Below are 22,055 nucleotides of genomic sequence, written 5' to 3' on the forward strand. Positions count from 1 at the left end.
TCGTCGTCGGTGCCCGTTTTGTCACCTTGGCACCGGGCATGAGGGCATGGCATGGGTCGTCGCTCCAGCCCGGGCGCGACGCCGTGTGCCAGCGGCCCATTGCGCAGCGACCGGCCCGGCGTCCCTAGGCTGGCCGGGACCAGCGACGGAGGAGGTGCGGTGCCCGAGGGAGACACGGTGTGGCGCACGGCGTCGCGGCTCAACGAGGCGCTCGCAGGTCGGCTGATCGTCGAGTCGGACCTGCGCTGGCCGGGCGAGATCGCGACCGCCGACCTCTCGGGACGCTCGACCCTCGAGGTGGTCAGCCGTGGCAAGCACATCCTGCACCGCGTCGAGGGCGGCTTCACGCTGCACTCCCACCTGCGGATGGAGGGTCAGTGGCGGGTCGAGGCGACACCGGGACTCGAAGCGCGCTGGCGGCGAAACCCCCAGCTGCGGGCCCTGGTGGCAGCAGAGGACTGGACCGCCCTCGGCCTGCGGCTCGGCATGCTCGACCTCCTGCCGACGGCTCGCGAGGGGGACCTCGTCGGCCACCTCGGGCCCGACGTGCTGGGCCCCGACTGGGACCTCGCCCGCGCCGTCGACAACGTGCTCGGCTCGGGTGTGCCGGTGGGCCAGGCCCTGCTCGACCAGCGCAACCTCGCCGGTGTGGGCACCATGTGGTGCGCCGAGACGCTCTTCCTCGAGCGCGTGCCGCCATGGACGCCGGCGGGTGAGCTGGGCCGCGACGTCGTCGAACGCGTCGTGGCCCGCGCGCACCGGCTGATCGACAACGGCCGGCGGCACGCAGTGCAGTCGAGCACGGGCAGCTACCAGCTCGGTGAGGCGCACTACGTCCATGCGCGAAGCGGTCGGCCGTGCCGCCGCTGCGGCACCACGGTGCGGGTCGCGCCGATCGGTGAGCCGACCCGCGAGCGCACGATGTTCTACTGTCCGGGCTGCCAGGGCGGCCTCGGCCCCACCGACGACGGGCGGCGCCAAGCGCCGCTCGGGTCGAGCCGGGGAGCCGGTCGCTCACGGCGTTCGTACTGACGCCCCTTGTTCCTCCGCCGAACGACACCCCGTTGTCGGATGCCCGTCCTAGGGTGAGAGACACCCATTCCCCGAGAGGAGCACGGCCACATGTCTTCCCGTCTCAACCCCTACATCAGCTTCAAGGACACCGCCCGCGACGCGATGGACTTCTACAAGTCGGTCTTCGGCGGCGAGCTCAACGTCAGCACGTTCGGCGAGTACGGCGATACGGGCCCCGGCGCGAACAACGTCATGCACGCCCAGCTCGAGACGCCCAGCGGCTACACGATCATGGCCTCCGACACCCCTGACGGCAGGCCCTACGAGCCGGGCAACAACATCACCGTCAGCCTCAGCGGCGACGACTCCGACGAGCTGCGCGGCTACTTCGCGAAGCTCTCCGAGGGCGGCGACGTGTCGATGCCCCTCGAGAAGCAGATGTGGGGCGACGAGTTCGGGCAGCTGGTCGACAAGTTCGGCATCGGCTGGCTCGTCAACATCGCGGGCGAGCAGTCCGGCGACGCACCCTCCGCCTGAGGTCTTCGCAAGGTGTGTGCGAGTCGACCTCAGGGTCGGCCCGCACCGCCGAGCGCGGCCAGCTGGCGGCGCAGCTCGCCCTCGTCGATGAGGCTCGAGTGTGTGCCGGCGGTGCCGCACGCCCAGGCTCCGGCGACCGCACCGGCGCGGGCGGCCGCCCGCGCGTCACCGCCGCCGAGCCAGCGGTGCAGGAACGCCGACACGTACGCGTCTCCCGCGCCGTTCGAGTCGACGACCGGCCTGCCCGGGATGTCCAGTGCGGGCACGGCGAACGACCCGCCCTCGCGCACCGTCACCCGGCTCCCGGCTGCGCCGTCCATCACGACCACCAGCCGGGCGCGGCCACGATCGAGGATGTCGGCGACGACGTCGTCCTCGACCAGCCCGAGCCGTGAGCCCGACACGAAGACGAGGTCGGCGGCATACGCGAACGGCCGGTGGTGCGGGTTGCGCCCGTCCCAGTCGTGCAGGTCGGTCGATGTCGTGGCGCCCGCGGCGGTGGCGTCCGCGAGGGCCGCGACGGTCCACGGCATGATCGACGCGTGCACATGGCGGGTCCCCTCGAGGGGCCCGCGCCACAGGGCCGGGTCCGGGGCGAGGTCGTACGGGTGACGGGGGTCGTAGAACGACATGCGGCGCCCGGTCGCGTCCACGAGGTTGACGGCTCGACGCGTGCCGCTCGGGTGCACGACGTGCTCGAAGCGCAGGCCCTCGGCCTCGAACCGGTCGCGGAGCATCGCCCCTTCGTGGTCGTCGCCGATGACGTCGACGAAGCAGGTCGTCAGGCCGAGCCGGTGACAGCCGAGCGCGACGCCGCTGCCGGTGTGGCCGACGACGGTGTCGATGGGTGGCACGGGGTGGGAGTCGGCGAAGGGCACCGGGAGGATGTCGACGCGCACGATGGTGTCGACCCCGGCACCGCCGACGACGAGCACGTCGGTCCGGTCGCCCCCAATCACGGGCGGGTCACGCTCAGCAGTCCGAGGCACATCTCGTCGGTGGTGCCCTCGCCCCAGACGACGTAGCGCTCTGGCAGGCCCTGCAGGTCGGGCAGCTTGTCGCGCCACGACTGGTCGTGGGTGCAGCTGACACGGATCGAGTCGCCGGGCTTGATCTTCGTCGCGGGGACGGGGACGGCGCCCTGGTTGTCGAAGTCCCAGACCTTGATGTCGAGCAGGGTCCTGGCCGAGGCGGTGTCGGGGTTCAGCTCGATGCGCAGGGACGATCCGAGCGGGTGCATGTGCCCGGCCACTGCGCGCACGGTCGCCGCCTGCTCGACGGTGCGCGTGCACGACTGGGTCGGCCCGGGCGACGGCAGCAGGGTGCCGTCGCAGACGAGCAGCAGCCCGTTGACGATGCGCGGCGACATGGCGCCGAAGCGTGCCGTCACGTCTTCGATGGCCTTGGAGCGGTCACAGAGCGGGCCGGACTTGCCTGGGCGACAAGGAAGCTCGACAGGAGCCGGGTAGAGCATCGTCTCGAGCGGCTTGAGCCCCGGCGATGACGAGAGCCGCAGCGACACCGAGGTGCGGTCCGGCGTGACGCCGTGGCGCAGGTTGTAGTGCACCTGCATGATCAGCAGCGAGCCGCGCTCCATGGGGATGCCGACATCGGCAGGAAGCACGTTCTCGCGGCCGCCCGGGGCCCAGGCGCCCACCCACGGTGCGTCGTCGAGGGTGGCGCCGCGCGATCCGAGCCCGGCGCCACCGAAGCAGGTCCAGCCGTTGCCGCCGCTCTCTGCGTCGCGAGCCCGGGCCGCGGCGACGGCAGAGCGCGGGACGCGGAAGAGGATGACGTGGTGGACCTCGGCCGGCTGCCCGGGGTTGATGTCGAAGCCGGTGACGAACTGGTCCTTCGTGAGCTTCGGGTCGAGGACGAAGCAGCGGTAGTCGTCGGTGCCTACGGTCGGTGCCTTGGGGGTGTAGGAGACCGGCGCCGCAACCGTGCGCACGGTCTCACCCGCCCGCAGGGCGCTAGGCGTCGCCGGGCTCGAGTGGTCGGAATGACCCGCAGCGGCGCTCGGAGGCGGCGATGTCGCAGCGCCGGCGGCCCCGCTCGAGGCGGTGACGGCAGGCGGGGTCGATGCCGGGACCGGACCGCCGCAGGCAGCTGCGAGCAGGGCGGCGGCCGCCATGGCTGCAGCAGCCAACCCGCGTCGAGTCCTCATGAGGCCAGTGTAGGAACCGGGACCGGCCGGGACAGGGGTTGTCGAGCCTGTGGCCGCTCAGGAGGGCTCGGCCGCCCGGCTGACGGGGATACGGCGTACGTCCGGGGCGCTGAGCCGCTCGGCGTTCGCCTCGGAGTCGGCGAGCTCCTTCTGCGACTCGAGCTCGGCCTCGACACGGGCGACGTACGCGTCGACCTCGGCCTCGAGGCGCTCGGCGTCCCAGCCGAGCACGGGCGCGACGATCTCGGCGACGGCGCGGGCGCTGTCGATGCCGCGGCTGGGTGTCTCGATGGAGATCCGGGTGCGCCGGGCCAGCAGGTCGTCGAGGTGCAGGGCGCCCTCGTGCGTGGCGGCATACAGAGCCTCGACCTTGAGGTACTCCTCGGCGCCGGGCAGCGGCTCGTAGAGGGAGCGGTCGTCCTCGGCCAGCGCGAAGAGCTCGTGGACGAGCGATCCGTAGCGCTCGAGCAGGTGCGTGATGCGCCAGACCGGGAGGTCCTGGTGACGGGCGAGCCGGTCGATCTGGTTGACGAGCGCGACGTAGCCCTCCGCGCCCGAGAGGGGGATGAACTCGGTGACGCTGTCGGAGACGTCGCCGCCGATGTCCTCGCGGGCGGCGTCGACGGCGTCGGCAGCCATGACGCGGTAGGTCGTGTACTTGCCCCCGGCGATCGAGATGAGGCCGGGCTGTGGGCGCGCCACGGCGTGCTCGCGCGAGAGCTGGCTGGTGTCCTCGTTCTCGCCGGACAGCAGCGGGCGCAGTCCGGCGTACACGCCCTGGATGTCGCCGTGCGACAGCGGCACCTTCAGCACGGTGTTGATGTGCTCGAGGATGTAGTCGATGTCAGCGCGGGTGGCCGCCGGGTGGCTGCGGTCGAGCTCCCAGTCGGTGTCGGTGGTGCCGATGATCCAGTGCGTGCCCCACGGGATGACGAAGAGGACGGACTTCTCGGTGCGCAGGATCAGGCCGGTCTCGGAGTTGATGCGGTCGCGCGCGACGACGATGTGCACGCCCTTGCTGGCCCGCACGTGGAACCGGCCGCGGCCGCCGGCCATGGTCTGGATGTCGTCGGTCCACACGCCGGTGCAGTTGATCACGACGGATGCCTTGACCTGCACGGTCTCGCCCGTCTCGACGTCCTCGACCACGGCGCCGACGACGCGCTCGCCGGCGCGGAGCAGGTCGACGACGCGCGCACTCGACAGCACCGTGGCGCCGTATGCCGCCGCGGTGCGGACCGTCGTCAGGGTGTGCCGGGCGTCGTCCGCCTGGGCGTCGAAGTAGAGCAGCCCGCCCGTGAGGGCCTCGCGCTTGAGGGCCGGTGCGAGCTTGAGGGCGCCGGTGCGCGTCAGCTGCTTGTGCCGCGGCACCGAACGCGCGCCGCCCATGGAGTCGTAGAGGGTGAGCCCGGCCGTGACGTAGGGCCGCTCCCAGCCGCGGCTGGTCAGCGGGTAGAGGAAGGAGACCGGCTTCACGAGGTGTGGGGCGATGCGGCTCAGCATCAGCTCGCGCTCCTTGAGCGCCTCGCGCACCAGGTCGAAGTTCATCTGCTCGAGGTAGCGCAGGCCGCCGTGGAAGAGCTTCGACGAGCGAGACGAGGTGCCGGAGCCGAAGTCGCGCTGCTCGACGAGGGCGGTCGACAGGCCGCGCGTCGCGGCGTCCAGCGCGACCCCTCCGCCGGTCACACCGCCGCCGACGACGAGCACGTCGAACTGCTTGGTGGCGAGGCGCTTCCACGCCCGAGCGCGGTAGTCGAGGTCCAGCCGGACTGGGCTCGTCATCGGTACCCCTTCACGTCGGTGTCGAGACCGCCACTCTAACGAGGCGCGCGGCCTGCGCCGCTGCCTGTCCGGCCCCCCTGCGTCGTGCCCTGCGTCGTGCCCTGCGTCGTGCCCTACGTCGTGCCGTGCGTGGTGGTCGTGTCCCCTGCGTTTATGCGCGACAACGTATGCCGTCCGAGCCGCTCACGCTCGCCGCAGCCGCGTAGGAGGATGCCGCTGGCTCCCTCCAGGATGGGCGCGGCACGATCTGGCTCGACCTCGACAAGTCGTGGCACGGCATCCACTTCCTGCTGACCGGAACCGACTCGTGCGCGGGCGATGCCGGTGCGGCCGGAGGCGCGATCCTGGGCGGACGGCCGGTCGGTGAGGACAACGGCTACGGGCCCGCACGCCTGCTCGAGCCCGAAGCCGTGTGGGGGCCGCCTCTCGCGGCGAAGGTGTGCTCGTCTCCGTCCAGTGACAGGCTGGTGCCCGTGAGCACCTCGGACCGTGACCGCGACACCCAGGGCCGGGCCCGACAGGCGCGGCCTCGGGATGCGCTCGGGCGCCCGCTGCCGTACGGCGCCGAGGGCGTCGAGCCGGTGTCGGAGGAGGCGCTGCCGCCCGACGAGACGCTCCGGGTGGCCCGCGGCCTGGTGGAGGCCGGCCGGCCCTTCTCGGCGCACGAGGTCCTTGAAGCACGCTGGAAGGCCGGCCCTGCCGAGGAGCGGGACCTGTGGCAGGGACTGGCGCAGCTCTGCGTCGCGATGACGCACGAGGCTCGGGGCAACGGGACCGGTGCCGGCCGCCTCTTCGAACGGGCTGCCGGGAGGCTGGCCGACTACGCCGCCACCGGAGGACCCGCATACGGCGTCGACCTCGACGCCGTGGCGGCGGGAGCGCGCCGTCACGACGGGACGTTCTGACCGACCTCAGAAGGGCGGCGGATCGCAGGGTGGGGGAGCGGTGGTTGACGCTGAAGCACCCGCATCGTCGAGAGCCTCGCGCCAGTCGCGGGGGTAGGTGACGTATTCGCGACCGGTGAGGGTCGTCCACCGGATGCCGTCGTCCGGAGCTCGCGCGGCGGACCACAAACCGGCGGTCTTCGGGTGGTGGCACCCGCGGCTCAGCGACTGGGCGTTGCCTGCGGTGGTCGGTCCCATCGGCCACGGCACCACGTGGTCGAGGTCGCAGCGGTCTGCCGGCACCTGGCAGCCGGGGGCACGGCACACTCCGTCGACCGCCTGGACGTGTTCGACCATGGCGCGGGTGGGCCGGTAGTGGTCGGTGGAGAGCTCGAGCGCCCGACCGGACTTCACGTCGACGGCGAGTCGCTGCCACGTAGAGCCCGCGGCGGTCATGATGCGCCGCGCGTGGGCAGCACTGGCCCAACCATGCCCCGGCAGCTCGCAAGCGGCGTCGGAGACGCCGACTGCCACCTCGAACGGCACGACGATGCGCACCGACGCCGCGGGCACGGGTCCGCCGAACGAGTTGTGCTCAGGCGCAAGGGAGCCGAAAAGTGCCAGCGAGCAGATGGCGTCGCTACGCAGTTGGTCGAGGGTGCGTGGGTCGCCCCCCGCGCGCGCTGCCCGCGCGATCGCGTCGGCGCGGTCGAGCACGGCCACGACGGTTTCAGCCGGCGCCATCACGGTGAAGGTGCCGATGCCGTCGTCAGTGAGCCGCCCGTGCGCCGTGCGCGACGCCTCCGCGGACCGCCGGCGCTCGTGACCCGACCGGTCGTCGGCCGAGCGGACGCAGCGGCTCAGCGGGGTCGCGAAAAGCCGCTGCGACGAGATCGAGCCGTCGGGCGCCGGTGCGAGCACCGTGGTCTCGAGGTCGGGAAGCACCTCGTCGGGCAGTAGGCGGGTCTCGGTGACCACGCGCAGGGCGCGGTGGAGGCTGACTGTTCCCGTGCGCAGGGCCTCACGCAGCACGCGGTGACGGCGTGGCGACGTTGCGAGCTCGAGACGACGCGAGACCTCGGCGGCGCCCACGCCTGTCGCGCAGGCGATCTCCTGCGTGACGACCGTGTCGGCGCGCAGCGGAACACGCCCCCGAGAGAGTCCGAGCACGTCGTGCTGCTGCTCGAGGATGGTGTGCAGGGCCGCGTATGCGTCGACGAGTCGCCCCTCCAGGCGAGCCTTCTCGGCCTCGAGTTGCTCGATCTCGCGCAGAGCGGACTCGCCGGCGGTGAACAGCGACGGCAGCGGGTCGGCCTCCGGCAGCTCCACGCCGGCGTGCTCCAGCGCGGCACCGAGCGCGAGCTCGAGGGGCGACGGAACGGAGGTGAACGGCATACCTCATTAGAACATGTGTACGAACGCAAGGCAACGGTTGTCCACAAGCAATTCGATTGCAGGACAGACTAATCCGCGCCTTGCGTGACGTCGCAGGCCCTCGACGGTACGGTGCCGACATGTCGACGGAGCAGCGCAGCCATGTCGTGGCGATCGACCAGGGGACCACCAGCACGCGGGCCATGGTCTTCGACCGGAACGGTCGCGTCGTCGCCGTCGACCAGCAGGAGCACCGGCAGATCCTGCCGCGCGCCGGCTGGGTCGAGCACGACCCCATGGAGATCTGGCAGAACACCCGCGCCGTCGTCGGCGGTGCCCTCGGCAAGGCGAACCTCAACGCCACCCACGTGGCCGCGGTAGGCATCACCAACCAGCGCGAGACGACGGTCGTGTGGGACAAGGCGACCGGCGAGCCGGTCCACAACGCGATCGTCTGGCAGGACACCCGCACCCAGTCGATCTGCGACGAGCTGGCGAAGGACGGCGGCATCGAGCGGTTCAAGGACGTCACTGGCCTGCCACTCGCGACGTACTTCGGCGGGCCCAAGGCGCGCTGGATCCTCGACCACGTCGAGGGAGCCCGCGAGAGGGCCGAGGCCGGCGAGCTGCTCTTCGGCACCGTCGACACGTGGCTGCTGTGGAATCTCACCGGCGGCGCGGCCGATGGCGGCGTGCACGTCACTGACGTCACCAACGCGTCGCGCACCCTCCTCATGGACCTGCGCACGCTTGCGTGGGACGAGTCCATCGCGGCCGAGATCGGCATCCCGCTCGCGATGCTCCCCGAGATCCGGTCGTCGTCCGAGGTCTACGGCACGTGCAAGCCCGGCATCCTCATCGACGTGCCCGTCGCCGGCATCCTCGGCGACCAGCAGGCGGCGACGTTCGGCCAGGCCTGCCTCGAGGTCGGCACCGCCAAGAACACCTACGGCACCGGCAACTTCATGCTGCTCAACACCGGCGAGGAGATCGTCGCCTCTCAGAACGGCCTGCTCACGACCGTCTGCTACCGGCTCGGCGACGCGAAGCCGGTCTACGCCCTCGAGGGCTCGATCGCCGTCACCGGTTCCCTGATCCAGTGGCTGCGCGACAATCTCGGGCTCATCAAGGACGCCAACGAGGTCGAGACCCTCGCGGCGACGGTCGACGACAACGGCGGCGCCTACTTCGTGCCGGCCTTCTCGGGCCTCTTCGCCCCGCACTGGCGCCCCGACGCCCGCGGCGCTCTCGTCGGCCTCACGCGGTTCGTCAACAAGGGCCACATCGCGCGAGCAGCCTTGGAGGCCACGGCTTTCCAGACGCGCGAGGTCCTCGAGGCGATGAATGCCGACTCCGGCGTGCCGCTCACCGAGCTCAAGGTCGACGGCGGCATGGTCGTCAACGAGACCCTGATGCAGTTCCAGGCCGACCTGCTCGGCGTCGACGTCGTGCGCCCCGTCGTGGCCGAGACGACCGCGCTCGGCGCCGCGTATGCGGCCGGACTTGCCGTCGGCTACTGGCAAAGCACCGACGAGATCCGCGACAACTGGGGCGAGGACCGTCGCTGGTCGCCGCAGCTCGACGAGGGCGAGCGCGAGCGACTCTTCCGCCAGTGGAAGAAGGCCGTCGAGCGCACCCTCGACTGGGTCGACGAGGACACGGCCTGAGCCCTGCGGGCCCGGAAGGCGTATGCCGTCAGCCCTCCTCGAGGTGGAGCACGACCTTGCGCAGCAGGGCGTTGAGTGAGACCAGCTCCTTCGCGGTCAGGGCCGAGAAGGCGGCCTGCTCGCGCGCCATGCCTTCGCCGATTCCCTTCTGCCACAGAGCTCGTCCGCTGCGGGTGGGTCGGACGATGACTCGCCGTCGGTCGACCGGGTCGACCTCTCGCGTGACGTGGCCGCGCTGGACCAGGCGGTCGACCCGTGAGGTCATCGCGGCACGCGTGACCCCGCACGCGTCTGCGAGCTGAGCCGGTGTCGCCTCCTCCGGATAGGGCTGGATGAGCAGCGCGTGGAGGGTCCAGTAGTCCTCGATCGTGTCGTCCCCGCCGGCATACGCGGCGTGGTCGTCGGCCTTGATCCGCTTCGTGATCGCCTGCATCCGGGTGATGGCGCCCTCGACCTCGGGGTCCATGTCGTCGAGCAGCCCGGCCCATCGCGCCACGTGGCGGTCGACGGAGTCCTGGTCGGGCTTGGCGGGCGGCGTCATGGCCTCATCCTCGCAGAGGCGCTTGCTTCTGACTGTCAGGCGGCAAACTGTTCGTTGACTGATAGTTAGACATCTTACTACCGTCGTGACCATGACCCAGGACGTGTTCCGGCTCCGCGACTTCCGCCTGCTGCTCGCGGGCCAGGGTCTGTCCTGGGTCGGCGACGCCTTCCACCCGATCGCGCTGTCCGTGGCGATCGTCCTCGCGGGCGGCGGGGCCACCGAGCTCGGCGCCATCGCGGCGGCGGCGATGGGCGCCCGCCTCGTCTGCACGCTCTTCGGCGGGGTCTGGGCCGACCGGCTCGCGCCCCACCGCCTCATGGTCGTCGCCGACGCGGTGCGCGCCACGACCGCCGCGGCGACCGCGGTGGCCTTTCTCGTCGGTGACCCGCCCCTGCTGCTGCTCACCTCGCTCGCGGCAGTCACCTCGGGGGCCGGGGCCTTCTTCTTCCCGGCCTTCGTGTCGCTGCGTCCGCTCGTCGTCCCCACCGAGCAGCGTCAGAGCGCCAACGCCGTCATCAGCTTCGTCCAGTCCGCGGCCCAGATCGCCGGCCCGCTGCTCGCCGGACTCGTCGTCGCGCACCTCGGTTCGGTCACCGGTTTCGCCGTCAACGCGGTGACGTTCGTCTGGTCGGCCGTCAGCGTGACGCTCGTCCGAGCGCGCGCCGAGCGTCGCACCCAGCGGTCGTCGGTGCGCGCCGAGATCGTCGAGGGACTCGGCGAGATCCGGCGGCGCGACTGGCTGTGGACCGGACTGCTCTCCGCCGGCATGTTCCACGTCGCCACCGGCGTGCTCGTCGTGCTCGTCGAGGTCACGGCGGTGCGCGACCTCGGCGGCGCCCGCTCCCTCGGCCTCGTCATCGCGGCTCAGGGGGTCGGCGGCATCCTCGGTGGACTGCTCGCGATGCGGGTCCAGCCGAGGCGGCTGCTCCTGTGGGCCTTCGTCGCCCTCGGCGCCTTCCCGCTCTTCCCGCTGGCCTTCTTCTGGCCGGGCCACCTGGCCGGCATCCTCGTGCTCGGACTCGTCGCCAACGCCGGCCTCATGTTCTTCGCCGTCGGGTGGGACACCGCGCTGCAGGACGGCGTGCCGCACGACCGCCTGGCGCGGGTCGCCTCGTGGGACATCCTGATCTCGTTCAGCGCGATCCCGCTCGGCAACGTCCTCGCCGGCCCGCTCAGCGAGCGGTTCGACACCGGCACGGTCATGCTCGGCATCTCGGTCTGGATGCTGGTGGCCGGCTGCTGGCCGATGCTGGCCCGCGGGGTCCGCGACTTCACGCGGGCGGGCCGTGCCGACGAGGTGGCTCAGCCCAGCGCGGCGATGGCGGCGTCGTAGTCGGGCTCCTGGCCGATCGAGGGCACCAGCTCCGAGTGGAGCACCGTGCCGTCGGTGCCGATGACGACGACGGAGCGGGCGAGCAGGCCGGCGAAGCCACCGTTCTCCATGCGCACCCCGTAGTCGTAGCCGAAGCTCGACCGGAACGACGACGCCGTGACGACGTTCTCGATGCCCTCGGCTCCGCAGAACCGGTTGAGGGCGAAGGGCAGGTCGGCCGACACGCAGATCACCGTGGTGTTCTCGAGACCCGCGGCCAGCTCGTTGAACCGGCGGACGCTCGTCGCGCACGTCTTGGTGTCGATGCTCGGGAAGATGTTGAGCACGACCCGCGAGTCGAAGGGGAGGGTCACGTCGTCGGTCAGCTTCGCGCTCGTGAGCGTGAACTTCGGGGCGGTCGTGCCCACCTCCGGCAGCTCGCCGACGGTGTGGACGGTGGTGTCTCCCAGCAAGGTGGTGGCCATGGGTCGTTTCTAACACCCTTAGGTTGGGAGCATGGAATCCGGTGCCGGCTCGCGCTTCGTCATCAACGTGGTCGGGCTGGTCGGCCTGCTCTTCGGCGCGCTGCCGATCGTGCGCTACCTGCTCGACGTGCCGTTCTTCGGTTTCACCACCGCGCCCTACGACTGGCTGGGGCTCGGGGGTTTCATGCGGTTCGTCCCGCCGCTCATGGTGCTCGTCGTGTGCATCATCGCGGCCTATGCGCTGGAGCGCCGGGCGCAGGACGGCTGACCAACCTTCGACGACCTGGCTGCATCGACAAGTACGCGTGATGTGATGTGGGCATGTCGCCCCGGGCACCCCTCCTCGCCGCGCTCGTCCTCGCGACGAGCCTCGCGACGAGCCTCGCGTCGGGCGTTGCCGTGGCGCCCGCCCAGGCGGCCCCCTCCGCACCGGCCGCGCCGGCCGCCGTCACCGCTGACGCGGTGACGCCGGAGGTCTCGCGCGTCCCGGTCGGTGCCGAGCCGGACGGCACGGCCGTCAGCCTCGACGTCTCGATCTGGCCCCAGGCTGCGGGACGGCACCCGGTGGTCCTGCTCGCCCACGGTTTCGGCGGCACCAAGGACTCCGTGGCTGCCCAGGCCGACGAGCTCAACGCCCGCGGCTACGTCGTCGTCGCGTGGAGCGCCCGAGGGCACGGGCGCTCAGGCGGGCGCATCCACCTCAACGACCCCGCCTACGAGATCGCCGACGCCAAGGTGCTCCTCGACCTCGCGGCGAAGCGCGCAGACGTCGAGCTCGACGCGCCCGGCGACCCGCGAGCCGGCGTCATGGGCGCCTCCTACGGCGGGGCGCTCGGGCTGATGCTCGCCGGCACCGACCGCCGCGTCGACGGCGTCGTCTCGGCGATCACGTGGAACGACCTCGCCGACGCGTTCTTCCCGCAGTCGGCCGTCACCACGCCGGCCACGACCGCCGCCGGCCGCAGCCCGGTCGACGTGCCCGGTCCGTTCAAGCAGGTCTGGGCCACGAACTTCTTCCTGTCGGCGCTGCGGGGTGGCGGGGTGTCTGCGGCCGGGTCCGGACTGGCGACCTCAGCTGCGGACTGCGGGCGCTTCGACCCGACGATCTGCCGGCTCTTCGTCCAGACGTCCGAGACCGGCACGCCGCCGCCGCAGCTCACCGCGCTGCTGCGCGCCCACAGCCCCAAGCCGACGATGAACGCCGTCACTGCGCCCACCTTCCTCGTCCAGGGCATCGGCGACTCCCTCTTCGGCCTCGACCAGGCCGACGCCACCGCGTCGGCCCTCGCGGCCACGGGCACGCCGTATGCCGTCCGGTGGAGCGACGGCGGACACGACGGTCCCAGCTCGCACGAGGCGGAGGAGGTCGAGGCCTCCTACACGTGGCTCGACCACTACGTGCGTGACAAGGCGGCCCGCGGCTCGGCCCTACCGACGGCGGCGTTCACCTACGGCACCCGGGGGGCGCGCGCCGGTGCGCCGACGACGCTGCACACGCTGCCTGCATACCCGGGGCTCTCCGGCTCGAAGATCGAGACCCGCCAGCTCCCGCTGACGACGACGTCCGGGGCACTGCTCCACCCGCCCGGGGGCCAGCCGGCCTCGCTCATCGCCGTGCCGGGGCTCGCCGCCCTCGGCATCACCGTCTCGACCTACCAGATCGCCGCGCTGCCGGGGCAGTCCACGGCGCTCGACTCCCAGCCGATCGCCGAGGCGGCCACGGTGGTGGGCTCCCCGACGATGCGTTTCACGGTGACCTCCGGCAGCACCGACGCGACCCTCTTCGCCTCGGTCTGGCGTGTCACCGGGGGGTCCGTCACGCTGACCAACCCGCTCGTGGCCCCGGTCCGTCTGAGGGTGATCCCGGGCAAGCCCACGCCCGTGACGATCTCGCTGCCTGCGGCGACGTACGTGATGCCGGCGGGCACCCGCTGGCGCGTGCTCCTGACGAGCACCGAGTCGACGTTCTCCAACTCGCGCACGCCGGGCCGCCTCCTCATCAGCGACGCCTCCGCGCTCACGCTGCCCGTCGCGTCCGGGGCCGAGGTCGGCGGCACCGTCGCGGTCGGGGTCGACACGGAGACGTTCCTCGCGAGCCTCTTCCTCGTGCTGCTGCTCCTGGCGGCTCTCGTCGGCTGGCTCGTGCGGCGTCGCAGGCGCCGGCTGCTGCCGTCGCGTCCCGACCTCGCCGACGTGCCGCTCGTCGTCGAAGGGCTCGTCAAGACCTACTCCGACGGGCACCGAGCCGTCGACGACGTGTCGTGGCGCGCCGAGAAGGGCCAGGTCGTCGGCCTGCTCGGGCCGAACGGCGCCGGCAAGACGACGACGATGCGCATGGTCATGGGTCTCATCTCGTCCGACGCGGGCAGCGTGCACGTGCTCGGCGAGCCGGTCACCGCCGGCTCGACCGTGCTCGGCCGGGTCGGGGCGCTCATCGAGGGGCCCGGCTTCCTGCCGCACCTCACCGGGCGCCAGAACCTCGAGGCGTACTGGTCCGCCACGGGCCGCGACCGCGCCGACGCGCACTTCGACGAGGCCCTCGAGGTCGCCGCCCTCGGCGGCGCGGTCGACCGGCCGGTGAAGTCCTACAGCCACGGCATGAAGCAGCGCCTCGGCATCGCCCAGGCGATGCTTGGCCTGCCCGAGCTGCTCATCCTCGACGAGCCGACCAACGGCCTCGACCCGCCGCAGATCGCAGCGATGCGGCCGATCCTGCGCCGCTACGCCGAGACCGGTCGCACCGTCGTCGTCTCCAGCCACCTGCTCGCCGAGGTCGAGATGACCTGCACCCACGTCGTCGTCATGCACGCCGGGCGCGTGGTGACCCAGGGCCCGGTGGCCGACCTCGTCGACAGCGACGACACGACGATCCTCGACCTGCCCGAGCACGTCGCGCACGACGTCGTGAACGCCGGCGTGCACGCGCTGGAGGCCTCCGGCGGCATCACCGAGGTGCGCGTCGACACACCGACACGTCTCGTGGTCGTCGCCGACCGGGGTCGCGCCGAGGTCGTCGCCGAGGCCGTCGCGGCGGGGCTCCCCGTGGTCGGGGTGAGCAGCCGGCGCCACCTCGAGGAGGTCTTCCTCGGGGTCATCTCCTCGGCCTCCGCCAACGGGTCGGGCGCCACCGGCGAACCGGGCGACGAGGGGGCCTCCCTCATCGAGCGACTGAGGCAGGTGAGGGCACGATGACCCAGGACCACCCCCACACCCCGGGTGAGGCGCTGCTCGACGCGATCGAGCCCGGCGCCGCACCGAGCGCCCAGACCACCTTCGTGCGCGACCCGCTCTCGTGGCGGTCCGAGCTGCGCCGCCAGTGGGGGCGCCGGCGTACGATCTGGGCGTTCGGGCTCCTGCTGGCCCTGCCCCTCGTGCTCGTCGCGTCGTTCGCCTTCGGGCAGCGCAGCAGCAACAACCGCGGCAGCTCGACGACGCGCATCTTCGATCTCGCGCAGGGTGGGGCCGCCAACTTCAGCCTCGTGCTCGTCTTCCTCGCGTCGGAGCTGCTGCTCGTGCTGCTGGCCGCGCTCTTCTGCGGCGACGCCGTGCCGTCCGAGGCGTCGTGGTCGTCCCTGCGCTACCTGCTCATCGCGCCCGTCCAGCGCGCCCGCCTGCTCACGAGCAAGCTCGTCATCGGCGTCGCGTCGACGCTGGCCGCCACGATCCTGCTGCCGGCGTGGGGGCTGCTCGTCGGCGGTATCGCCTACGGCTGGGACCCGCTGACCAACCCCATCGGCGAGAACCTCGACTGGGGCCAGTTCCTGCCGCGGCTCGCGCTGGCGATGGGCTACATCTTCGTGACCCTGCTGCCCATCGGCGCGATCGCCTTCTGGCTGGGCACGCGGTCCGACGCGCCCCTCGCCGCGGTCGGTGGTGCGGTGCTCTTCAGCATCCTGCTCAACATCCTCGACCAGCTCGACGCCCTCGACCCCTACCGCAACGCCTTCCCCGGCCACTACTCACGCGAGTGGCAGGACGCGCTCGCGGTCTCGCCCGACTGGAACGACATGGCGCACGGCGTGCTCTGGTCGCTGGTGTGGGCCGTCGCTTTCACGATGCTCGCCTACCGCCGGTTCCGGAGGACCGACATCCTCAGCTGAGCGACTCGTCGCTCAAGGCAGCGAGGACCTCGTGCAGGGCCCGCAGCCGACGGTGGGTGTCCGGCGCCCCACCGCCCACCCGGCGCGTCACCTCCTGCAGCGTGGGCAGGAACAGCTCGCCGGCGGCCTGGTGTGCGCGCCGACCGGCCTCCGTCAGCTCCACGCGGTAGGAGCGACGGTCATCCGGGTGGGCGACCTTGCGCACGTGGCCACGACGCTCGAAGCGCTTGACGTAGCTCGAGACGGTCGTCGCCGGCGCGGCCATCCAGTGGGCCAGCTCGGTGGGTGTCATCCCCGTCGTGGACGACAGGACCGAGTAGACGGCGAACTCGTCGGCATCGAGACCTGCGGGCTTCACCGCCTCGTCGATCAGGGCGGTCGCCGCCCGCGAGACGAGCCAGACGTCGAAGAGGACGTTGGACAGGCCGGCATGGAGGTCGGGGGAGGTCGAGCCCTCAGACGGCGGCATGAGTGGCCTTGACCCTTTTGGCCGCGAGCACGGCGATCGCGCCGAGGAGGACGGCGCCCGAAACCCAGAAGGTGAGGTTCTTTGCGGCCGACGCCAGCCCGAGCAGGTGGCTCGTCGGGGGCTGGCCGGGGAACGCGGCCAGTGCCAGCCAGGCGCAGAGGTTCTCGAGGTAGTCGAAGGCGCTTCCGAGGAGAGGCAGGGCCGCCAGCGCGAGGAGGCGCTGGTTGCGCGTCTGCAGCCGAGCGAGCACGAGCGCCATCGACGCGGCCATGAACAGGGCGAACACGGCCGGGTAGAGGAGGTCTGCCAGCTGCAGGAACCGGTAGGCGTCGCGACCGGCCGCACCACAGGCGTCCAGGAAGGCGGTCACGTCAGCGGCGCTCGTGAAGGGCCGCACGTCCGGAGGCCTTTGGCCGCAGGCGGCCTCGACGCTGGGGATGGCGAACGGGGCGGTGGAGGCGAAGAGCAGGCCGGCGGACACCCCGAAGACGAATGCCGTGGTCAGCCACACGCGCCAGCTCGCCAGTCTGGCCGTCGTGGTCGCGAGCCACCGGACGAAATGGTGGCTCGGAGGCGCCGAACGGACGGTGCGGGCCGCGGTCCCTCTGGTTGCCGGGGCGGTTTCTCTGGGGCTGGCGGTTGTCATGACGGTCCCTCACTTCCAGGCGTCGCCCGAGCCGGGCGACGTTACTGCGATGTCGCAGCACCTTGATGGTGCGACATCGCAGTAACTGCCGTCAAGACCCCGAGCGCGCCCGGAGCTTCTTCGCCTCGGGGATGATCCGCTCGCCGAAGATCTCGAGCCAGTCGGTGCGTGACCCGTCGCCGGCCATCGTGTGCAGGTGGGTCACCCCGAGGTCGGCCAGCTCGGAGAGGTGCTCCAGCGTCGCGTCGACGTTCGCGCCGTCGGGGCCGGGGTCGATGCGGCTCATGACCGTCTTCTCGATCTCGTCGTAGTCGCGCCCGAGGGCGTCGCAGTGGCCACGCAGCACTTCGAGCTTGTGGGCCAGCTCGGGGGAGTCGAAGAGGTTGCAGGCCTGGGCGTACTGGGCCACCATCCGCAGCGTCTTCTTCTCGCCGCCGCCGCCGATCAGGATCGGCGGGTGCGGCCGCTGCACCGACTGCGGCGAGTTGAGCGTGCTCCCGAGGTTGTAGTGCTTGCCCTCGTACGGCTCGTCGCTGTCGCTCCACATCTGCAGGCAGATCTGGAGCGTCTCCTCGAGCCGCTCGAAGCGCTCGGCCGTGGGTGGGAACGACAGGCCGAGGCCGACGCACTCCTCCTCGTTCCAGGCCGCGCCGATGCCGAGCGAGGCCCGGCCCTTCGAGAGCACGTCGAGCGTCGTGACCTCCTTGGCGAGCAGGCCCGGCTCGCGGTAGACGGCGGCCGTCACCCAGGCGAGCAGCTCGACGCGCTCGGTGACCGCGGCGAGGAAGCCGAGAGCCGTGTAGGCCTCGAGCATCTCGTGCTCCTTCGGCCCGACGCCCCGGATCTGCCAGACGTGGTCCATGACCGACAGCTTGGTGAAGCCGACGTCCTCGGCTGTGCGCGCCGTGCGCACGAGGTCGTCGACGAACGTGGTTGAGCCGCCGCTCCACGTGAAGTTGGCCAGGTGCAGTCCGAGGTCCATGCCTTGCACACTACGTCCGGAATCTTCAGCGGACGAGGGTGCGGCGCGCCCTCAGCCTTCGCTGGTGGTGCCCACCAGTGCCCCGGAAACGGGCGGCTCCGCCGACCACGGGAAGACGATCCAGCGGTCCGTCTGTCGCCACACGTAGTCGGGCGTCACGACCGATCGCGACTTGCCGTAGATGACGGCACTGCGGGCCTCCGCGCCGTGCTCCTGGAGCAGGTCGAGCACGAGCGCGAGGGTCCGGCCCGAGTCGGCGACGTCGTCGACGACGAGGATCCGCCGGCCCTTGAGGCTGTCGGTGTCGAGGTGCGGCGCGAGCAGCACGGGGTCGGGCAGGGTCTCCTCGACGTCGGTGTAGAACTCGACGTTGATGGCGTCGGTCAGCTTGATGCCGAGGGCGTACGACAGCCCGCCGCCCGGGATGAGCCCGCCACGGGCCACCGCGACGAGGACCTCGGGCCGGAAGCTCGAGTCGGCGACGAGCGTCGCCAGCTCGCGGACCGCGGTGCCGAAGGCCTCCCACGTCAGCACCTCCTTGTCGACCAGGGCGGAGGAGTCGGCGTGGTACGCGGTCGTCATGCACCCGAGGCTAACCACCTCGGGTGAACGCCGTGTTTCCGGCGGTCCGGCGTCGGGCAGACTGGCCGGGTGAGCCACCCGCCCCGCGCCCTCCGTCCCTCCCGGCGCTCGCAGGTGCCGCCGTTCGAGGTGATGGACGTGCTCGACCGCGTGGCGGTGCTGCGCGCCGCCGGGCGTGACGTCGTGTCGCTCTGCGCCGGCGAGCCGTCCGGCGGGGCGCCGTCGCTGGTGTCCGAGGCGGCCGCCCGCATCCACGGGTCCGGCCGTGCGCTCACCTACACCTCGGCCCTGGGCATCCACGAGCTGCGCGCGGAGGTCGCGGCCCACTACGGCCGCTGGTACGGCCTCGACGTCGACCCGGCCCGGGTGGCGATCACGACCGGCTCGTCCGGCGGCTTCGTGCTCGCCTTCCTCGCCGCCTTCGAGGCCGGCGACCGGGTGGCGCTCGCCCGGCCCGGCTACCCCGCCTACCGCAACATCCTCACCGCGCTCGGCTGCCAGGTCGTCGAGATCGACTGCGGCCCCGACACCCGTTACCAGCCGACACCGGCCCTGCTCGACGCGGCGCAGTCGGACGGCCCGCTCGCCGGGCTCATCGTCGCCTCGCCCGCCAACCCCACTGGAACCATGGTCGACCGCGCCGAGCTCGCGGCCGTCACGGGCTGGTGCGCGGCGAACGGTGTCCGCCTCGTCAGCGACGAGATCTACCACGGCGTCACCTATCCAGAGCCGGGCGCGGCCGACCCCCGTGGCGTCTGCGCGTGGGAGACCGACGACAGCGCCGTCGTCGTCTCGTCGTTCAGCAAGTACTGGGGGATGACGGGCTGGCGTCTCGGCTGGCTGCTGCTGCCCGAGGACCTCGCGCGCCCAGTCGACGCGCTCGCCGGCAACGTGGCGCTCTGCCCGCCGGCGCCGGCGCAGTATGCCGCCGTGTCGGCTTTCGCGGAGGAGTCCTACCGCGAGTGCGACGAGGCCGTCGAGGAGTTCGCCCGCACCCGAAAGCTGTTGCTGGACAATGCTGCCCGCCTGGGCTGGGGAGCGTCGGCGCCGCCGGACGGCGCGTTCTACTACTGGGCCGACCTCGGGCCCCGCCTCGAGCGTTGGGGGAGCTCGGCGGCATACGCCCGGGCCCTGCTCGAGGAGGTCGGCGTCGCGATCACGCCGGGTGGTGACTTCGACGACCGGGCCGGCGGTCGCTCGGTGCGGCTCAGCTTCGCTGCCGGCAGCACGGCCGTCGGCGAGGCGATCGAGCGGATCGAGGCGTTCAACGCGCGGTGAGCCGCTACGGTCCCGGGCATGGGATGGTTCAGCGACCTCGTCGGCGCCGTCCGCGCCGGCCTCGGCAGCCGCGTCGATCCGGTGCCACCGGGTCAGGCGGCCACGATCGACGAGGTGCTCGAGCGGATGCGGGCCGCTGGAGCCTCGCTTCCCGGCGGTGACGGGGTGCGGGCCTTCCACGAGATGTACGTGCAGGTCACCGAGCTCGTGCGTGACCGGGTGTCCGCGGGGGACTTCGGCGACACCAGGTTCATGACGCGGCTCGACGTCGTCTTCGCCGGCCTCTACCTCGAGGCGCTGGCTCCCGGCGGCGCCCCTCACGCCTGGGGGCCGGTCATGGAGTGCCGCCGCGCTCCCGGCATCCTCTCGATCCAGTTCGCGCTCGCGGGCATGAACGCCCACATCAACCACGACCTGCCGCTGGCGCTCGTGCGCACCTGTCGCCAGCTCGGCACCGACCTCGACGCGACCGGGGTGGAGGCCGACTACCAGCGGATCACCGGCATCCTCGAGTCGGTGCAGGAGCAGGTGCGCCGTTCGTTCTTCGACGGCATCCACCTCGAGCTCGACTCGGTCGCGGCCCCGGTGACGAACCTCGTCGCGTCGTGGAGCATCTCGCGTGCGCGCGACGCCGCCTGGACCAACGCCCGCGTGCTCTGGGAGCTGCAGGGAGTCGAGCCGCTGCGCAGCGAGTTCCTCAACCGGCTCGACCGCAGCGTCGGGCTGGCCGGCCGCTGCCTGCTGACCCCGGTCGCCTGACGACCCCACAGTCGAGTGCCCACTTCCCGACGTCGACCCGTGTGTCGGAAACTGGGCACTCGATGTTCCGTCACCGTCGAGTGCCCACTTCCCGACGTCGGTCCGTGTGGGGAACTGGGCACTCGAACAGTCGTTGCGGTCAGGCGACCATGACCGGGGCCGTCGCAGGGACCGGGTCCGCAACGGTCTCATGCGCGGGTGTGCCGGCGCGCAGTGCGGCCCGCAGTCGCCAGGCACCGTAGACGGCCACGAGGCTGATCACGATGTGCAGCCCGAGGAAGCCGTTCGCGAGCCCGAGGCCGAGCAGCGCGCCGGCGACGAGCGGCCCGACGGCTGAGAAGGTCGTCTGGATCGCGGTGAACGTGCCGAGCGTCGTGCCGACGAGGCCCTGCGGCGCGAGGCTCGCCGTGAGCGGGTTGAGCACGGGGGCGTACATCGTCTCGCCCACGGCGAAGATGCCGAAGGTCGTGACGAACAGCGCCGCTGCCACGTCGGGAGTCAGCTGGGCGACCGACAGGACGACCCACGAGAGCACCCAGACGCCGCCGACGACCATGAGCAGGCTCGCCGCGTTGCGGCGGGCCGTGAGCCGCACGACGACAACCTGCAGCGCGACGATGACGACGCAGTTGACGGCAGCGGCCAGCCCGATGGCCGACTCGTCGACGTCGAGGACGGTCAACGCGTACGCCGGCAGGCCCGACTCGAACTGGGCGTAGAAGCCGAGCGCCAGGGCGACGGCGACGACCGCGGTCCAGCGCAGGGCCGGCACGGCGAAGATCCGTCGCAGCGCCTCGACGGTGCCGAGACGCGGCTCGGCCTCACCCGCGGCGAGGTCGGGGGCGACCTCTGCGGGGGCCCCGATGCCGGCGACGTGGATGATCGCGGCCGACAGGGCGAAGCCGGCGCCGGCGGCGACGAACGCGGTCGTCATGCCGTCCGGGCGCGCCAGGTCGACGAACTGGCCGGCGACGAACGCGCCCACCGCCATGCCGATCGCCTCGGCCGTGAACTTGTAGGCGAAGACCTTGCGACGGTCGTCGCTGCCGGCCCACCGCAGCACGAGCACCGAGGCGGCGGGAGCGGAGGCCGTGAGCCCGAAGCCGAAGACGAACATGCCGACGAGGAAGCTCGCGGGCGTCTCGGCCCAGACCAGGCTGCCCACACCGGCAGCCGCGACGAGCTTGGCGACGACGGCGACGACGACGGGGTCGTAGCGATCGCTGAGCCGCCCGGCGAACGGCGCCGCGACGAGCGCGCCGACAGAGAAGAGCGTGCTCGCCAGCGCGGCGGCGAGGGCGCCCCAGCCGCGGGTGTTGGCCGCGTACGCGTACTGGTAGGGCAGCACGGTGCCCCATCCGAGCATGCCGATGGACGACGCGAGGACGAGGAGCTTGGTGCGCACGGGAAATCACACCCTTCCGGGGTCTGAGGAGCAGGACGCGCTGAACAACGCAGTTTCGACCTCGAATA

At 71.9% G+C, this 22,055-nt stretch carries 21 protein-coding genes and 1 pseudogene; 11 read left to right on the plus strand and 11 right to left on the minus strand.

All coding sequences use genetic code 11. The features are described from left to right. Positions 1-159: 159 nt before the first annotated feature. Both AC1DE0_RS20225 and AC1DE0_RS20230 read left to right on the plus strand, forming a co-directional pair. Positions 160-1,032, plus strand: coding sequence for a DNA-formamidopyrimidine glycosylase family protein (locus AC1DE0_RS20225; protein ID WP_478104915.1), 873 nt, complete (start codon positions 160-162; stop codon positions 1,030-1,032). 90 nt (positions 1,033-1,122) lie between these two features. After that, positions 1,123-1,551: a VOC family protein gene (locus AC1DE0_RS20230; RefSeq protein WP_478104917.1), complete on the plus strand. Its 429-nt coding sequence runs from the start codon at positions 1,123-1,125 to the stop codon at positions 1,549-1,551. Positions 1,552-1,580: 29 nt separating this feature from the next. Here AC1DE0_RS20230 and AC1DE0_RS20235 read toward each other — a convergent pair whose 3' ends face one another. The 3 genes from AC1DE0_RS20235 to AC1DE0_RS20245 are packed head-to-tail and all read right to left on the minus strand — an operon-like array spanning position 1,581 to position 5,500. Then, complete coding sequence (locus AC1DE0_RS20235) at positions 1,581-2,510, minus strand: carbohydrate kinase family protein (protein ID WP_478104919.1); 930 nt, start codon at positions 2,508-2,510, stop codon at positions 1,581-1,583. Then, a complete protein-coding gene (locus AC1DE0_RS20240; RefSeq protein WP_478104921.1) occupies positions 2,507-3,718 on the minus strand; it encodes a hypothetical protein in 1,212 nt (403 codons plus the stop codon). The genes AC1DE0_RS20235 and AC1DE0_RS20240 overlap by 4 nt, the downstream gene beginning before the upstream one ends. A 57-nt stretch (positions 3,719-3,775) precedes the next feature. Further along, positions 3,776-5,500 carry a glycerol-3-phosphate dehydrogenase/oxidase gene (locus AC1DE0_RS20245; protein WP_478104924.1) on the minus strand — a complete coding sequence of 575 codons (1,725 nt, stop codon included), beginning with the start codon at positions 5,498-5,500 and terminating at the stop codon, positions 3,776-3,778. A 245-nt stretch (positions 5,501-5,745) separates the two neighbouring features. Here AC1DE0_RS20245 and AC1DE0_RS20250 point away from each other — a divergent pair. Next, positions 5,746-5,901 (plus strand): annotated as a pseudogene (locus AC1DE0_RS20250) (DUF1877 family protein); the annotation flags it as partial. A 72-nt stretch (positions 5,902-5,973) separates the two neighbouring features. Next, complete coding sequence (locus AC1DE0_RS20255; RefSeq protein ID WP_478104927.1) at positions 5,974-6,405, plus strand: DUF309 domain-containing protein; 432 nt, start codon at positions 5,974-5,976, stop codon at positions 6,403-6,405. 6 nt (positions 6,406-6,411) lie between these two features. Here AC1DE0_RS20255 and AC1DE0_RS20260 read toward each other — a convergent pair whose 3' ends face one another. Next, entirely contained in the window at positions 6,412-7,779 is a 1,368-nt protein-coding gene (locus AC1DE0_RS20260) for an HNH endonuclease signature motif containing protein (RefSeq protein ID WP_478104931.1), read from the minus strand. Positions 7,780-7,898: 119 nt separating this feature from the next. Here AC1DE0_RS20260 and glpK point away from each other — a divergent pair, with 119 nt between their 5' ends. Beyond that, the gene (glpK, locus tag AC1DE0_RS20265) at positions 7,899-9,425 is read left to right on the plus strand and encodes a glycerol kinase GlpK (protein WP_478104934.1); all 1,527 of its coding nucleotides are present in this window, start codon (positions 7,899-7,901) and stop codon (positions 9,423-9,425) included. A gap of 28 nt (positions 9,426-9,453) precedes the next feature. Here glpK and AC1DE0_RS20270 read toward each other — a convergent pair whose 3' ends face one another. Beyond that, complete coding sequence (locus AC1DE0_RS20270; RefSeq protein ID WP_478104937.1) at positions 9,454-9,966, minus strand: MarR family winged helix-turn-helix transcriptional regulator; 513 nt, start codon at positions 9,964-9,966, stop codon at positions 9,454-9,456. Between the two features lie 91 nt (positions 9,967-10,057). Between AC1DE0_RS20270 and AC1DE0_RS20275 the strand changes: the two genes are divergently transcribed. Then, the gene (locus AC1DE0_RS20275) at positions 10,058-11,302 is read left to right on the plus strand and encodes an MFS transporter (RefSeq protein ID WP_478104940.1); all 1,245 of its coding nucleotides are present in this window, start codon (positions 10,058-10,060) and stop codon (positions 11,300-11,302) included. On the opposite strand, the gene tpx is transcribed toward AC1DE0_RS20275, so the two are convergent. Then, entirely contained in the window at positions 11,272-11,766 is a 495-nt protein-coding gene (gene tpx / locus AC1DE0_RS20280) for a thiol peroxidase (RefSeq protein ID WP_478104943.1), read from the minus strand. The genes AC1DE0_RS20275 and tpx overlap by 31 nt on opposite strands. Before the next feature lie 31 nt (positions 11,767-11,797). On the opposite strand from tpx, the gene AC1DE0_RS20285 reads away from it, so the two are divergent. Genes AC1DE0_RS20285 through AC1DE0_RS20295 form a run of 3 tightly spaced genes read left to right on the plus strand, consistent with a single transcriptional unit; the run spans position 11,798 to position 15,866 of the window. Further along, entirely contained in the window at positions 11,798-12,034 is a 237-nt protein-coding gene (locus AC1DE0_RS20285; protein ID WP_478104945.1) for a hypothetical protein, read from the plus strand. A 53-nt stretch (positions 12,035-12,087) separates the two neighbouring features. Continuing rightward, the gene (locus AC1DE0_RS20290) at positions 12,088-14,958 is read left to right on the plus strand and encodes an alpha/beta fold hydrolase (protein ID WP_478104947.1); all 2,871 of its coding nucleotides are present in this window, start codon (positions 12,088-12,090) and stop codon (positions 14,956-14,958) included. Beyond that, positions 14,955-15,866, plus strand: coding sequence for an ABC transporter permease subunit (locus AC1DE0_RS20295; protein WP_478104950.1), 912 nt, complete (start codon positions 14,955-14,957; stop codon positions 15,864-15,866). The genes AC1DE0_RS20290 and AC1DE0_RS20295 overlap by 4 nt, the downstream gene beginning before the upstream one ends. On the opposite strand, the gene AC1DE0_RS20300 is transcribed toward AC1DE0_RS20295, so the two are convergent. The 4 genes from AC1DE0_RS20300 to AC1DE0_RS20315 all read right to left on the minus strand — a co-directional run bounded on the left by AC1DE0_RS20300 (position 15,859) and on the right by AC1DE0_RS20315 (position 18,545). Then, the gene (locus AC1DE0_RS20300) at positions 15,859-16,335 is read right to left on the minus strand and encodes a MarR family winged helix-turn-helix transcriptional regulator (protein WP_478104952.1); all 477 of its coding nucleotides are present in this window, start codon (positions 16,333-16,335) and stop codon (positions 15,859-15,861) included. The genes AC1DE0_RS20295 and AC1DE0_RS20300 overlap by 8 nt on opposite strands. Continuing rightward, on the minus strand, positions 16,322-16,846 hold the full coding sequence (locus tag AC1DE0_RS20305; protein WP_478104956.1) for a hypothetical protein: 525 nt from the start codon (positions 16,844-16,846) through the stop codon (positions 16,322-16,324). The genes AC1DE0_RS20300 and AC1DE0_RS20305 overlap by 14 nt, the downstream gene beginning before the upstream one ends. A gap of 226 nt (positions 16,847-17,072) precedes the next feature. Beyond that, positions 17,073-17,963, minus strand: coding sequence for an LLM class F420-dependent oxidoreductase (locus AC1DE0_RS20310; protein WP_478104959.1), 891 nt, complete (start codon positions 17,961-17,963; stop codon positions 17,073-17,075). A gap of 51 nt (positions 17,964-18,014) precedes the next feature. Further along, a complete protein-coding gene (locus tag AC1DE0_RS20315) occupies positions 18,015-18,545 on the minus strand; it encodes a phosphoribosyltransferase (RefSeq protein WP_478104962.1) in 531 nt (176 codons plus the stop codon). Positions 18,546-18,677: 132 nt separating this feature from the next. Here AC1DE0_RS20315 and AC1DE0_RS20320 point away from each other — a divergent pair, with 132 nt between their 5' ends. After that, on the plus strand, positions 18,678-19,823 hold the full coding sequence (locus AC1DE0_RS20320; RefSeq protein WP_478105070.1) for an aminotransferase class I/II-fold pyridoxal phosphate-dependent enzyme: 1,146 nt from the start codon (positions 18,678-18,680) through the stop codon (positions 19,821-19,823). Between the two features lie 18 nt (positions 19,824-19,841). Continuing rightward, positions 19,842-20,582: a DUF5995 family protein gene (locus AC1DE0_RS20325; RefSeq protein ID WP_478104965.1), complete on the plus strand. Its 741-nt coding sequence runs from the start codon at positions 19,842-19,844 to the stop codon at positions 20,580-20,582. Between the two features lie 139 nt (positions 20,583-20,721). Here the strand turns inward: AC1DE0_RS20325 and AC1DE0_RS20330 are convergent, their stop codons facing one another. After that, on the minus strand, positions 20,722-21,987 hold the full coding sequence (locus AC1DE0_RS20330; RefSeq protein WP_478104967.1) for an MFS transporter: 1,266 nt from the start codon (positions 21,985-21,987) through the stop codon (positions 20,722-20,724). Positions 21,988-22,055 lie beyond the last annotated feature (68 nt).

It is taken from the genome of Terrabacter sp. 05T424 (assembly GCF_056396225.1).

Bases quoted from the DNA above. Each gene is read 5' to 3' on its own strand.
- AC1DE0_RS20230 (WP_478104917.1), top strand. From the start codon at position 1,123: ATGTCTTCCCGTCTCAACCCCTACATCAGCTTCAAGGACACCGCCCGC.
- AC1DE0_RS20240 (WP_478104921.1), bottom strand. From the start codon at position 3,718: ATGAGGACTCGACGCGGGTTGGCTGCTGCAGCCATGGCGGCCGCCGCC.
- AC1DE0_RS20245 (WP_478104924.1), bottom strand. From the start codon at position 5,500: ATGACGAGCCCAGTCCGGCTGGACCTCGACTACCGCGCTCGGGCGTGG.
- AC1DE0_RS20260 (WP_478104931.1), bottom strand. From the start codon at position 7,779: ATGCCGTTCACCTCCGTTCCGTCGCCCCTCGAGCTCGCGCTCGGTGCC.
- glpK (WP_478104934.1), top strand. From the start codon at position 7,899: ATGTCGACGGAGCAGCGCAGCCATGTCGTGGCGATCGACCAGGGGACC.
- AC1DE0_RS20270 (WP_478104937.1), bottom strand. From the start codon at position 9,966: ATGACGCCGCCCGCCAAGCCCGACCAGGACTCCGTCGACCGCCACGTG.
- AC1DE0_RS20275 (WP_478104940.1), top strand. From the start codon at position 10,058: ATGACCCAGGACGTGTTCCGGCTCCGCGACTTCCGCCTGCTGCTCGCG.
- tpx (WP_478104943.1), bottom strand. From the start codon at position 11,766: ATGGCCACCACCTTGCTGGGAGACACCACCGTCCACACCGTCGGCGAG.
- AC1DE0_RS20285 (WP_478104945.1), top strand. From the start codon at position 11,798: ATGGAATCCGGTGCCGGCTCGCGCTTCGTCATCAACGTGGTCGGGCTG.
- AC1DE0_RS20290 (WP_478104947.1), top strand. From the start codon at position 12,088: ATGTCGCCCCGGGCACCCCTCCTCGCCGCGCTCGTCCTCGCGACGAGC.
- AC1DE0_RS20295 (WP_478104950.1), top strand. From the start codon at position 14,955: ATGACCCAGGACCACCCCCACACCCCGGGTGAGGCGCTGCTCGACGCG.
- AC1DE0_RS20300 (WP_478104952.1), bottom strand. From the start codon at position 16,335: ATGCCGCCGTCTGAGGGCTCGACCTCCCCCGACCTCCATGCCGGCCTG.
- AC1DE0_RS20310 (WP_478104959.1), bottom strand. From the start codon at position 17,963: ATGGACCTCGGACTGCACCTGGCCAACTTCACGTGGAGCGGCGGCTCA.
- AC1DE0_RS20315 (WP_478104962.1), bottom strand. From the start codon at position 18,545: ATGACGACCGCGTACCACGCCGACTCCTCCGCCCTGGTCGACAAGGAG.
- AC1DE0_RS20320 (WP_478105070.1), top strand. From the start codon at position 18,678: ATGGACGTGCTCGACCGCGTGGCGGTGCTGCGCGCCGCCGGGCGTGAC.
- AC1DE0_RS20325 (WP_478104965.1), top strand. From the start codon at position 19,842: ATGGGATGGTTCAGCGACCTCGTCGGCGCCGTCCGCGCCGGCCTCGGC.